Source organism: Rhizobium sp. JAB6 (genome assembly GCF_003024605.1).
GTDB lineage: Bacteria > Pseudomonadota > Alphaproteobacteria > Rhizobiales > Rhizobiaceae > Rhizobium.
The window spans coordinates 112,609-126,089 of sequence record NZ_PYJQ01000011.1; the positions used below are offsets into that span (position 1 = coordinate 112,609).

The window sequence follows — 13,481 nt, forward strand, 5'->3', positions numbered from 1 at the left end:
GTGAACCAGCCGGGATTTTCTATGTCTACGTCGCTTTATCAGCCGGATAGGGCGTGGGCAGCAGAAGCAGCAGGCCGCCGGCGAGGAAAAGGACGAGCGTCGCCATGCCGAGGCGGGCCGAGCCGCTCCAATAAGTCACCAGCGAGAAGAACAGTGTCGCCATGAAACTGGTGGCGCGGCCTGACAGTGCGTAGATGCCGAAATAGCGGCCTGCCTCGGAGAGGCTGACGCTGCGGGCAAGATACGAGCGTGAGGAGGCCTGGACAGGCCCGAAGGCGATGCCGATCAAGAGACCATAGCCGATATAGGCCTTTTCGGCCGCCGTGCCGAACAGACCGCCCGAGCTGGCGGTGGAGAGCGGCACGAGGCCGAAGAGCGTGAAACCAGGGCCGGTCGAGAGGATGCCGAAAGTGGCGACGAGCAGCAGTGTTAGACTGATGATGACGGTCATTTTCGAGCCCAGCCAGCGATCGACGTAACCGGCGGCGAAGCAGCCGAAGATGGCGATGACGTTCAGGATGATGCCGTAGATACCGATCTCGATCGTAGCCCAGCCGAACATGCCGGCCGCAAAGGTGCCGCCGAGGATCAAGAGACCGTTGACGCCATCCTGATAGATCATGCGGGCGATGAGGAAGAGGCTGATTCCGCGCCGGCGCTTGAGCTCGCCGAGGGTCGCGGAGAGCTCGTGCAGGCCCGAACGCACCGCTGCGCCAAGCGGCAGGCCGCGGGCGGCGTCCGGCGTGAAAAGGAACATCGGCAGGATGAAGATGAAATACCACACGGCCGAGATTGGCCCGGTAATGCGCGCATCCTCGCCCAACACGGCATCAAGGCCGAAGAGCGGCGGCAGGCCGAGAATGGTCTTGCCGGTCTGCGGGTTGCCGGCCAGCAGTGCAACAACGGTGATCAGCACGATCATGCCGCCGAGATAGCCGAGCCCCCAGGCAGCGTTCGACAGCCTGCCGACATCGTCTTTGGCGACCAGCCGAGGCATCATCGAATCATTGAACACGATCGAGAACTCGGCCGAGATCGAAGCGAGGATCATGAAGATCACTGGATAGATTGCGGGCGATCCGGGTGCTGCGCCCCAAAGACAGAAGAGACTTGTGATCTTGATGACGGCGAAGAAGGCGATCCATGGTTTGCGGGCGCCGGATTGATCGGCGATCGAGCCGAGGACGGGGGAGAGGACGGCGATGACCACCGAGGAGATCGTCGCCATGTTGCTCCACGTCGTCTGGGCGGAAACCGGATCGGCCGTCAGCCGCGCGACGAAATAGGGGCCGAAGATGAAGGTGGTAACGACCGTGAAGAACGGCTGAGCCGCCCAATCGAAAAACATCCAGCCCCAGATGCCGCGTGCCGGCACTTTTGCCGGCACGTCATTGTCAACAATTTCTGTTGCCACCAGATTTAGCCCTCAATCCCTCATCCGCCTAACGGGTCGGGGCGGACTGTGTCACCTTGCCCGGCCGTTCGCAAGGTCGCTGAGCAGGCCGGCGGCGACGGTGATACGGGCGAGATTGGGGTCGCCGCTTTCACTGAGGCCGCCAAGTTCTTCGGCGATGCGATTGATGCGGATGCGGTCTTCCGCATGCCACGCCTGAACCGGCTGCTTGTCTTTCGGATGGTTGGACAATGCGGAGATGACGATATCGCGGCGTGCGCCGGCGATCTGGTCGAGGCTGCGCGCCAAAGCCAGGCTCTCATAGTGGTCGCCGGTGACGATACGGCTGCCGGCAAGCAGCAGACGGCCGACGCGGAAGGTCTGCGACACTGTGAAGTAGCTTTCCGCCGCTCGGTTAAGAGTATCGCCGGTGCGCTCGGCGATCTGCATGATTTCAGGCACGAGAACAAGCGCGTAGATCGTCGCGATCTCCGAAGCGAGCGTCTCCGGCAGTCCGGCAGCCTGGTATTCCGTCTCGCGAGCGGCGATTTCGGCTGCAAAATCCGCAGGAATATGGGTCAGAAAGACGGGTCGCAGCTTCTTCAATGCTGCGCGCAGCCGGCCAACGGTTTCCTCGATCTCGCCCTTGGCCGCCCCGGTCTTCAGCAGGAGCCGAGTCAGCACGGTATAGACCTCGGTGATCTCGCCATAGACGCGGTTCTGCATCTGGCCGCCGATCTTGCCATCGAGCGCGTCGGTCTCGTTCCAGAGCCGGTCAAGATCGAAGCCGTCGCGGGCGATGACGGCGGCCTTCACCACCTCGGCAGCCGACGCCGCCGTAGCATCCATCATGCTGACCGCAAAGCCCGGGCCGCCCCGATTGATCGCTTCGTTGGCAAGCGCCGTGCCGATGATTTCGCGGCGCAGACGATGGCGTTCGATATCGGTGGCGTTCGAGCGCTGCATCTTGGCCGGGAAATAGCGGCTGAGGGTGGCGGCGAAGTAGGGATCGTCGGGCAAGTCGCTGGCAACGATCGCATCGAAGAGGACGATCTTGGCGTAGGAAAGCAGCACGCCGATTTCGGCCCGCGTCAGCGGTCGCCCATTGGCATAACGCTCTGCGAAGGTCTGATCGTCGGGCAGGGTCTCGACCTTGCGGTTGAGCTGCTTTGTCCCTTCCAGCACGCTCATGAAGCGGCTGAGTTCCAGGCCATTGGCAGCGCCCTTGCGCTCCGTCAGCGAGATCGCCAGGGATTGCAGGTAGTTGTTGCGCAGAACGAGCGCCGCCACCTCATCGGTCATGGAGGCAAGCAGCGTGTCGCGCTTGGCGCGTGTCAGCCGGCCGTCATGCATGGCGTTGGCAAGCGCGATCTTGATGTTGACCTCGACGTCGGAGGTGTTGACGCCGGCCGAATTATCGATGGCGTCGGAATTGCAGCGCCCGCCCTTAAGGCCATAGGCGATGCGGCCTTTCTGGGTGACGCCGAGATTGGCACCCTCGCCGATCACCCTGGCGCGGACGTCCTCAGCCGTGATGCGGATCGGATCGTTGGCACGGTCGCCGACCTCCGAATCGGTTTCGGACGGCGCCTTGACGTAGGTGCCGATACCGCCGAACCACAGGAGATCGACAGGAGCCTTGAGGATCGCCGTCATGATCTCGAAGGGCGTTGCCACCGATTTTTCGATGCCGATGGCGGCGACCGCTTCCGGTGTCAGCGTCACCGATTTTGCCGATCGGGAAATGATCATCGCGCCCTTTGAGAGGACGGACTTGTCGAAATCCTGCCAGCTCGAGCGCGGCAGGTTGAATAGGCGCTGCCGCTCGGCGAGCGTCTTTGGCATGTCCGGATCGGGATCGATGAAGATGTCGCGATGGTCGAAAGCGGCGAGCAGGCGAATCTTCGGAGACAGGAGCATGCCGTTGCCAAAGACGTCGCCGGACATGTCGCCGACGCCGACGACACTGAAGGGCGTCGTCTGGATGTCGATATCCATCTCGCGGAAGTGGCGCTTCACGGTTTCCCATGCGCCGCGGGCGGTGATGCCCATCTTCTTGTGGTCGTAGCCGGCCGAGCCGCCTGACGCAAAGGCATCGTCGAGCCAGAAGCCGGCTTCCTGCGCCAGCGCATTAGCGGTGTCGGAGAAGGTCGCTGTGCCCTTGTCGGCGGCCACGACGAAGTAGGGGTCGTCACCATCGAGCCGTACGGTGTCGACGGGCGGTATGATATCGGCGCCGGAGATGTTGTCGGTGATCGACAGCAGCGTGCGGATATAGGTCTTGTAGGCCTCGCGGCCGGCAGTGAAGATGTCGTCGCGGCTGCCGCCGACCGGGAGCTTTTTCGGATAGAAGCCGCCCTTGGCGCCGACGGGGACGATAACGGCGTTCTTGACCTGCTGCGCCTTCACGAGGCCCAGCACTTCGGTGCGATAATCCTCGGCGCGGTCCGACCAGCGCAGACCGCCGCGCGCCACCTTGCCGAAGCGCAGGTGGACGCCTTCCACCTCGACGCCATAGACGAAGATTTCGCGGAAGGGTCGCGGCTCGGGCAGGCCGTCGAGCAGCATCGGATCGAGCTTGAAAGCGAGCATGGCCTTCGGTGTACCGTCCGCATTCTTCTGGAAGTAGTTGGTGCGCAATGTCGCATCGACGGCGTTGACGTAGCGACGCAGGATGCGGTCGTCATCGAGGCTCGGTACGTCGGCAAGCTTGGCTTCGATGGCTGCATGCAGATCGACAAGCTTCTTCGTACGATTCTTGTCGCTGAGCTTCGGATCAAGCGTGTCGTGAAACAGGCGGAAAAGTGAGGCGGCGATCTCAGGATATTTATCCAGGGTGGAGGCGATGTAATCCTGCGAATAGGCAATGCCGGCCTGGCGAAGATAGCGGGAATAGGCGCGCAGCACGTTGGTTTCGCGGGCTGAGAGATCGGCCGAAACGATCAGACGGTTGAAAGCGTCGTTGTCGATCGTGCCGCCGAAGGCTGCAAGGAAGGCTTCTTCCAGGGCGGCGCCGTGGCGAGCGAGATCGATCGTCAGGCCGCTGCGGGTTTCGAGCTCCATGTCGTGAAGCACGACATGGCCGGTCGAGTCGTCTTTGGCTGTGACATAGATATCGAAGGTGCGCTCGCTGATGACGTTGAAACCGAGATTTTCGAGCAGCGGCACGCGGCGCGACAGCGCCAGATTGCCGTCTCCATGGAAGATCTTCAACGAGAGAATGTCACCCGTTTCGTCCTTGCGGATATAGAAGCCGATGCGGATCGGCTCGGCACCCGCGGTTGCCGTGATATCCGGCAGATCGGCAAAGGCGTCTTCCGGCGAGAAGGCTTCCTGGAAAGCCTGGCTGACGGAAATGTTCGGCGCCTTCGGGCCGGCCAGCATGGCAAAGCGCTCGTCCCAGCGGGCCGTTATGGCTCGGATCGCCTCTTCGAGCTTGGCTTGCGGAACATGCGGCGTCTTTCCGGCGCTGCGGCCGATAATGAAATGCACGCGCGCCACGCCTCCTTCCGGGAAGGCGGGATAATAGGCGGAGACGCGGCCGTCATAGACCGACTTCAAGTAATTGCCGATCTTCTCGCGGACGACGGAATCATATTCCTCGCGCGGCACATAGACGATGACGGAGACGAACCGGTCGAAGTGATCGATACGAGGCAATGCGCGCACGCGTGGCCGATCGGTCAGGTCGTTGATCTGCTCGGCGAAATTTGCCAGCAGCGAGGTGTCGATCTGGAAGAGATCGTCGCGGGGATAGGATTCCAGCGTGTTTTCGAGCGTGCGACCCGAGTGGCTTGTCGGATCGAAGCCGAAGTGATCCTTGACCTTCTGCACCTTCGAGCGCAGCAGCGGTACTTCGGTGGCAGAGCTCGTATAAGCCGTCGATGTGAAGAGGCCGACGATGCGCAGCTCGCCCGTGACGTTGCCATCAGCGTCGAAACGCTTGACGCCGACGTAATCCATATAGGCGCGGCGGTGGACGATCGACTTTACATTGGCTTTGGTGACGATCAGGAAATCCGGGCCGTCGAGGAAGGCGAGGATTTCCGGCGTAGTCGTGACGGCGTCCTTGCCCTGCCGGAGAACGCGAACATCCGGATTGGAGAGAATGCCGAGGCCGGTGCCTCGATCCCGCTCGACCTTGGCGCTGGCGCCCTTGCCGGAATAGACATATTCGCGCATGCCGAGGAAGGTGAAATTGCCGTCTCTTAGCCAGGCAAGGAAGGCGAGTGCCTCATCGCGGTCGTTCTTGCGGCGGCCCGCCGCTTCATAGGTTGAAAGTTCCGATATTACCATCTCGAGGCGCGCCAGCATCGGCTTCCAGTCGGACACGGTGAGATGCGTCTGATCGAGCACGGTCTGCACGCGCCTGGTCAGATCCGCTGCCTGCGCCGCCGTCAGGGGGGAGATATGCAGCTGAATGTGGCTGACGCGATGGGCCGGATCGCTCGGGTGATCGGCTGAATAGAGGCTCGGAGGCTTGCCGCCCTCGAGGACCAGGATCGGGTGCACCGCCATATAGAGATCGCGGTAGCTGCTGGTCACCTCACCCATGATCGATTCATAGAGGAAGGGCATGTTGTGGTCGGTGATCGAAAGGATCGAGACAGCAACTCCATCGGGCTCGATACCGGCGACCTGCTCAATACTGACGCGGGGGGACGTGCCGCTCCAAGCTGCCAGTTCCTTCGCCGCGTGCGCTGCGGCAACTGCCAGCATTTCCGGGCTGTAAGCCTTCATGTCGTCATTGCTCGCCCGGCCGAACAGGATTTCGGGATCGAGATGCGTCTCGCCTGTCGCCACCGCAATCTTGCGTGCCGCTTCGATCTGTTTTTCCCGTTTCGGATTGGTCTTAGGCGCCATGAAATTCCTCCCGATTTTCGAATTTTGACGACAGTAGCAGAAGGTTTAGCGAAAAAACTGCCAAAAAGAATGCGATTTTGGTTGCTTTCGGACTGATTTCGGCCGGTTTTTTTAAAAAACTTGCCGAAATGGACGATCGGTGTGCAATGAGGATGGCAAATGTAGGAAACCGGCGTGAATCACCTCGTCAACAGAGGTTTTCATGACTCTGTGAAGCGCGGTTGACAGAGTGGCGCCAAAGGGATCATCAACGGCACATTGCAGTTGAAGCCCTGAACTTGAAAGCAAGCATCATGTCGCAAGTGTCGGCCGGCGCCGTTATTGTCATCTCCAGCCACGTCGTTCGAGGCTCCGTCGGCAATCGCGCTGCGGTTTTTGCGCTGGAAACGCTTGGCCATCCGGTCTGGGCGCTGCCGACCATCGTTCTGCCATGGCACCCCGGCCATGGCCGCTCGACGCGGCTGACCTTCAACGAAGCCGATTTCGACCATGCGATGGACGATCTTATCGCCGCCCCCTGGCTTTCCGAGGTTAAGGCGGTGCTATCGGGCTATTTCGGCAACGCTGCCCAGGCGCATGCCGTCGCCCGGCTGGTGACGGCGCTGCGGGAGAAAAATCCGGATATTCTCTATGCCTGCGATCCCGTCATCGGCGATGCAGGCGGGCTCTACGTGCCGGAGGCGACGGCGGAAGCGATCCGCGACCAGCTGATCCCGCTGGCGTCGCTCGCAACGCCGAACCGCTATGAGCTTGCCTGGCTGGCGGGAGCACCGCTCGAGGACAATAACGCCATCATGGAGGCAGCCCTCGCGCTTGGACCGTCGCGCATGCTGGTGACGTCTGCCGTGCCGATGATGGCCGGCGGTATCGGCAATCTCTATCTCAGCGGCCGAAATGCGCTGCTTGCCGAGCATCGCAGCGTGGAAGGCGCGCCGAACGGGCTCGGTGATCTTTTATCCGCGGTCTTCCTGTCGCGTCTGCTTTCGGGAATGGATGAGGAACGCGCATTGCAGCTGACGACAGCCAGCGTCTTCGAGGTGCTGGCTCGCGCGGTCAAGCGCGGCAGCAACGAACTGACGCTGGCCGTCGATTCCGCAAGCCTGTCGACACCGATGGCGATGGTGCAGCTGCGCCACCTCGTCCATCCTGCACAGCGCAGGAAAAAATAACGGCCAGAGCTTTTCAGCCTATCGCGCGCCGAAAATCGCCGAGCCGACGCGTACGCTGGTGGCGCCGAAAGCAATCGCGGTTTCATAGTCGCTCGACATGCCCATGGAGAGCTTCTCGACACCGGCCTGCTTGGCAAGCTTTGCCAGCAGGGCAAAATGCGGCCCGGGATTTTCGTCGGCCGGCGGAATGCACATCAGGCCCTCGATCGAAAGCCCGAGCTCCTTCCGGCAGAGATCGACGAAAGCGACCGTATCGTCGGGCGCAATACCAGCCTTCTGCGGCTCGAGGCCGGTATTGACCTGAACGTAGAGCCGCAAATTCTTGCCCTGCCGCTTCATTTCATCGGCAATGGCCCGCGCGATCTTTTCCCGGTCAATGGTTTCGATCACGTCAAACAGCGCCACGGCATCTGCGGCCTTGTTCGATTGCAGCGGCCCGATCAGATGCAGCTCGATTCCAGGCGTTTCGGCCTTCAACTCCGGCCACTTGCCCTGGCTTTCCTGCACGCGGTTTTCGCCGAACACCCGCTGGCCGGCCGAAATCGCCGGGCGGATCTGATCGGCGTCAAAGGTCTTGGAAACGGCAACGAGCTGCACGGAACCTCTCGGCCGGCCAGCCTGATGTTCAGCCGCCGCGATATGGGATCGGACTTCGTTCAGGCGCTCTTGAAGTTCCATCTTTTCGCCTCGATATGTTCGCTTGCTTCTCAAACCTTGCAGTAATCAGGCAGGCAGGCTTTGCCAAGGGCCAATACGTCCGAATCCGGCTTTGCATCGCAAGATAAGGCACTTGCTGCAACCGCTAAACTTGACGCTCGGGTGGTTTCGTGGTGAAGGTCACGCCTGACTCCCCATGATTTTCCGGAATACAAGAACAGATGACTAGCGAACGTTATAATCCGCGCGATGCCGAGCCCCGCTGGCAGAAAAAATGGAACGAAGAGAAGGTCTTCGTGACAGACAATGCCGATCCGCGTGAGAAATACTACGTTCTGGAGATGTTTCCCTATCCGTCGGGCCGCATCCATATGGGCCATGTGCGTAACTACGCCATGGGCGACGTCGTCGCCCGCTACAAGCGCGCCCGCGGTTATAACGTGCTGCATCCGATGGGCTGGGACGCCTTCGGCATGCCGGCGGAAAACGCCGCACGCGACAACAAGGTGCATCCGAAGGAATGGACCTACCAGAACATCGCCTCGATGCGCACCCAGCTGAAGGCAATGGGTCTGTCGCTCGACTGGAGCCGCGAGTTCGCGACCTGTGACGTCGACTATTATCACCGCCAGCAGATGCTCTTCATCGACATGATGGAGAAGGGCTTGGTCTACCGCAAGAAGTCCAAGGTCAATTGGGACCCGGTCGACAACACCGTACTCGCCAACGAGCAGGTCATCGACGGACGCGGCTGGCGCTCGGGCGCGCTCGTCGAGCAGCGCGAGCTGACGCAATGGTTCTTCAAGATCACCGAGTTCAGCCAGGAACTGTTGGATGCCCTGGATACGCTTGACCATTGGCCGGAAAAAGTGCGGCTGATGCAGAAGAACTGGATCGGCCGTTCCGAGGGCCTGACCATCCGCTGGGAAATCGTGGCCGAAACCGCTCCCAACAGCGATCGCGAAATCACGGTTTACACGACCCGTCCGGATACGCTGTTTGGCGCCTCTTTCCTGGCGATCTCGGCCGACCATCCGCTCGCCAAGGAGGCGGCTGCCAAGGATCCGGCCATCGAAGCCTTCTGCGAGGAGTGCCGCCGCGCCGGCACCTCGCTGGCGGCACTCGAAACCGCAGAGAAGAAGGGCATGGACACCGGAATCCGCGTCCGCCATCCCTTCGACCCATCCTGGGAGCTGCCTGTCTACATCGCCAATTTCGTACTGATGGACTATGGCACGGGCGCCATCTTCGGCTGCCCATCCGGCGATCAGCGCGACCTGGATTTCGCCCGTAAATATGGCCTGCCGGTCGTCCCCGTTGTTATGCCTGCCGATGGCGATGCTGCGAGCTTCAGTATCGGCGACACCGCCTATGACGGTGATGGCGTGATGATCAATTCCCGCTTCCTCGACGGCATGAGCACCGATGAAGCCTTTCAGACGGTTGCGACCAAGCTCTCCGAAACGAGCCTCGGCAATGCACCGCAGGCCGAGCGCAAGGTGAATTTCCGCCTGCGCGATTGGGGCATCTCCCGTCAGCGCTATTGGGGCTGTCCGATCCCGGTCATCCATTGCGAGGACTGCGGCGTGCTGCCGGTGCCGAAGAAGGACCTGCCGGTCAAGCTGCCCGACGACGTGAGTTTCGACCAGCCGGGCAATCCGCTCGACCGGCACGCCAGCTGGCGCCATGTCGCCTGCCCGCAATGCGGCAAGGCTGCGCGCCGCGAAACCGATACGATGGACACCTTCGTCGATTCGAGCTGGTATTTCGCCCGCTTCACCGCTCCCTGGGAAAACCAGCCGACGGACCCGAAGGCCGCCAATCGCTGGCTGCCCGTCGATCAGTATATCGGCGGCATCGAGCATGCGATCCTGCATTTGCTCTATTCGCGCTTCTTTACCCGCGCCATGCGTGAAACCGGCCATCTCGATGTGAAGGAGCCCTTCAAGGGCCTGTTCACGCAAGGTATGGTCGTGCACGAAACCTATAGCCGCGGAAGCGGCCTGACGCGCGAATGGGTGTCGCCGGCCGATATAAAGATCGAAGAGGTCGACGGCCAGCGCCGCGCGACACTGCTGTCATCGGGCGAGGACATTACCATCGGCTCGATCGAGAAGATGTCGAAATCGAAGAAGAACGTCGTCGATCCCGATGATATCATCGCTTCCTATGGCGCCGACACGGCCCGCTTCTTCGTACTCTCCGATTCACCGCCTGATCGCGATGTTATCTGGTCGGAATCTGGCGTCGAAGGCGCGCATCGCTTCACGCAGCGCATGTGGCGGCTGATCTCCGAAGCTGCCGATGCGCTGAAGACGGTTGAATCGGTTGCCGCCAAGGAAGGCGAGGCGCTGGCGATTTCGCAGATCGCCCATCGTACGCTCAAGGCCGTTCAGGGTGATTACGACAAACTCGCCTTCAACAAGGCGGTCGCCCGCATCTATGAATTCGTCAACGCGCTGGCGGCACCGCTCGGCAAGGTCGCATCCGGCCAGGCGGATAGCGCATATCGTTCTGCCGTTCGCGAAGCCGTGGAAATTCTGATTGCGCTGGTTGCGCCGATCACGCCGCATCTGGCTGAGGAATGCTCCGCTGCGCTCGGCAAGGTCAACATGGTCGCGACGAGCCCATGGCCCGTTTATGACGAGACGCTCGTGATCGAGAACGAGATCGTCTATCCCGTTCAGATCAACGGCAAGAAGCGCGCTGAATTGACAATCGCGCGCGATGCAGATCAGAATGCCGTGCAACAGGCCGTGCTCGCCCTGGATGCCGTCACGAGCGCATTGAATGGTCAGGCGCCAAAGAAGATCATCGTCGTTCCACAGAGGATCGTAAACATTGTCGTCTGATAGAGTTTTCAAATTCGCCCGCATGGCCGGCGTCGCGTCTTTGGTGGCGGTTGCCGGCCTCCTGTCTGCATGTCAGGTTCGGCCGCTCTATGCCGTCAGCACCGGCGTCATACAGAAACTGTCGGAAGTCTCGTTCTCCGACGTCGGCTCGCGCGTCGGTCTCCAGGTGCGCAACCAGCTGATCTTCATCGCTGGACGCGGCGCAGGCGAGACCAAGACGCCAAAATACAATGTCGATCTGAGCGTCAGCTCCGGCACCGGCGGCGTGCTCTATCTTCCGTCTTCAAGTACGTCGGCCGCAGGCCGCACGACCGTGACCGTTTCCTTCACGCTGAGGGAGATCGGTACCGGCAAGGTCATCAAATCCGGTAGCCGCGCGGTAACTTCGCTGGTCGATTTCCCGACGCAGGAATTCGCCAAACAGCGCGCAATTCGTGATTCGGAAGACCGTGCCGCCCGCGAAGTCGCCGAAATGGTGGCTGCCGACATCGCTGCAGCGCTCAGCCGCTGATAGAGAGCGCGGCATGGCAGAAATCAAGTCTCATGAATTTGACGGATTCCTGCAAAATGCCGCGCGCAACTACCGGATTTTCGTGATCTATGGTCCGGATCGCGGTCTCGTTTCCGAACGGGCCGCGCAGATTGCCGGCAAGACGGGCGTCGATCTGAACGACGCATTTTCCCTCATCAAGCTCGATATAACCGACCTGCAGAATGATGCGGGCCGTCTTCTCGACGAAGTCAACGCCATCGGCCTGTTCGGCGGCGAAAAGCTCGTCTGGATTCGCGGCGCCGCCAATGAGAAGGCGCTGGTCGATGCGCTGCAGATCATCGCGGACGATCCGCCCAATGCCAGTTTCGTCATCGTCGAAGCCGGCGATCTCAAGAAGGGATCGGGATTGCGCAAGGTGGCAGAGCCGGCGCGAACCGTGGCAACCATTCCCTGTTATGCCGATGATGCAAGGGCGCTCAACAATCTGATCGACACCGAGCTGGCAAATGAAGGCCTGCGCATCTCGCATGCTGCCCGCCAGGCACTGCTCGAACTTCTCGGCGGCGATCGCATTGCCTCGCGCAACGAGGTGCGAAAGCTTGCGCTTTACTGCCGCGGGCAGGCGACGATCGAAGAAGAGCACGTGATCGAAATCATTGGCGATGCCAGCGCTATTTCCACCGACGACGCCGTCGATGCCATCCTAAAAGGGGATTCTCCAGCCTTCCTGCATGCTATGCAGAAGATCGCCTCATCCAAGACGCCGATGTTTCTCGTGCTGCAAGGCTGTCTGAGGCAGTTTCAGATGCTTGATACGATGCGGGCCGAGATGGATGAAAAGCGCCTGGCACCCGCTCAGGTCATGCAGACGCTTGGACGCCATCTCCATTTCAGGCGCAAGCCCGTGATCGAACAGGCACTGAAAAGCTGGAACGCTCCCGCCATCGCCCGCGAGATGAACAGGCTGCAAACGGCCATTCTGCAGACACGCCAGCGCGCCAGCCTCGAAGACACGATCGCAACGCAAACCCTGCTTGCGACCACTCTCCAGTCAGCCCGCAAGGGCTGATGTTTCACAGGAATCATAGCACTCAGAGTTCGCAAAAAGCACGGGCTCTGAATAACCGCCTGTTATTACTGGGGTTTCTCTATGTCAGCGACGCTCTAGCAGTCGGCATATTTCTTCAAGCTGCTCCAGCGTTTTATAGCTGATCTTCACCTGACCGCCATTGCCCCGGTGGTTGATCGAGACGTCCAGCCCCAGCGTGTCTGATAGCGTGCGTTCCAGCGCCAGCGTATCGGAATCCTTCTCATCCCTGCGCGCGCCCGCGGGGCGGGGGTCGTTCTGAGCCTTGATGTCGTTCTGCGCGAGACGCTCGGCATCGCGCACCGACATCCCTTTTGAAACGATGGTCCGCGCCAACGCCGCCGGATCGGAGGTGGAAACCAGGGCACGGGCGTGGCCGGCGGAAAGCGAGCCGGCGGCAAGCATATCGCGGACAGGGTCGGGAAGCTTCAACAGACGCAGTGAGTTGGCAACATGGCTGCGGCTCTTGCCGATGATTTCGCCGAGATCGTTTTGTGTGTAGCCGTGCTCGGCAATCAGCTGCTCGTAACCCAGAGCTTCTTCAAGAGGATTGAGATCCGCGCGCTGAACATTCTCGACGATCGCGATCTCAAGTGCGGTCTTGTCATCGACATCGCGAACGATCACCGGGATTTCGATCAGGCCGGCAAGCTGCGCCGCCCGCCAGCGCCGTTCACCGGCGATGATTTCATAACGATCGGTGGAAACGGTGCGAACGACGACCGGCTGAACGATGCCGTGCTGGCGAATGGAGCTGGCAAGATCATGCAGCTCAGTCTCATCGAAATAGCGGCGCGGGTTGCGCGGGTTGCGGCTGATGAATTCGATAGGGACGAGGCGATCGGGATTCACCGCCGGTCTGTTGGCATCCACAGGCGTCGGCTGATCCATCTCCCCAATGAGAGCCGCCAGTCCGCGCCCGAGGCGCCGCTTCGAAAGATCATCATTCATCGCCGATACTCACCCT

8 protein-coding genes are annotated in these 13,481 nt (G+C 60.9%); 4 read left to right on the forward strand and 4 right to left on the reverse strand.

Annotated features, from left to right (window positions below):
* Positions 1-25 precede the first annotated feature (25 nt).
* Both C7U61_RS18965 and C7U61_RS18970 read right to left on the reverse strand, forming a co-directional pair.
* Positions 26-1,414, reverse strand: coding sequence for an MFS transporter (locus tag C7U61_RS18965; RefSeq protein ID WP_181315876.1), 1,389 nt, complete (start codon positions 1,412-1,414; stop codon positions 26-28).
* Between the two features lie 51 nt (positions 1,415-1,465).
* Positions 1,466-6,256, reverse strand: a complete 4,791-nt coding sequence (locus C7U61_RS18970) for an NAD-glutamate dehydrogenase (RefSeq protein ID WP_106999618.1) — start codon at positions 6,254-6,256, stop codon at positions 1,466-1,468.
* A gap of 293 nt (positions 6,257-6,549) precedes the next feature.
* Here C7U61_RS18970 and pdxY point away from each other — a divergent pair, with 293 nt between their 5' ends.
* Positions 6,550-7,425: a pyridoxal kinase PdxY gene (gene pdxY, locus C7U61_RS18975; protein WP_106999619.1), complete on the forward strand. Its 876-nt coding sequence runs from the start codon at positions 6,550-6,552 to the stop codon at positions 7,423-7,425.
* Between the two features lie 18 nt (positions 7,426-7,443).
* Here the strand turns inward: pdxY and C7U61_RS18980 are convergent, their stop codons facing one another.
* Positions 7,444-8,103: a YggS family pyridoxal phosphate-dependent enzyme gene (locus C7U61_RS18980; protein ID WP_106999620.1), complete on the reverse strand. Its 660-nt coding sequence runs from the start codon at positions 8,101-8,103 to the stop codon at positions 7,444-7,446.
* Positions 8,104-8,303: 200 nt separating this feature from the next.
* Here C7U61_RS18980 and leuS point away from each other — a divergent pair, with 200 nt between their 5' ends.
* From leuS to holA, 3 genes are read left to right on the forward strand one after another with little or no spacing between them, the layout of a single operon-like run.
* Positions 8,304-10,934: a leucine--tRNA ligase gene (gene leuS, locus C7U61_RS18985; protein WP_106999621.1), complete on the forward strand. Its 2,631-nt coding sequence runs from the start codon at positions 8,304-8,306 to the stop codon at positions 10,932-10,934.
* Positions 10,924-11,445 (forward strand): LPS assembly lipoprotein LptE, encoded by a 522-nt coding sequence (gene lptE, locus C7U61_RS18990; RefSeq protein WP_106999622.1) that lies wholly within the window; start codon positions 10,924-10,926, stop codon positions 11,443-11,445. Before leuS ends, lptE begins: the two co-directional genes overlap by 11 nt.
* Positions 11,446-11,458: 13 nt before the next feature.
* Entirely contained in the window at positions 11,459-12,496 is a 1,038-nt protein-coding gene (holA, locus tag C7U61_RS18995; RefSeq protein ID WP_106999623.1) for a DNA polymerase III subunit delta, read from the forward strand.
* Positions 12,497-12,580: 84 nt separating this feature from the next.
* On the opposite strand, the gene C7U61_RS19000 is transcribed toward holA, so the two are convergent.
* A complete protein-coding gene (locus C7U61_RS19000; protein ID WP_106999624.1) occupies positions 12,581-13,465 on the reverse strand; it encodes a ParB/RepB/Spo0J family partition protein in 885 nt (294 codons plus the stop codon).
* Positions 13,466-13,481: the final 16 nt, after the last annotated feature.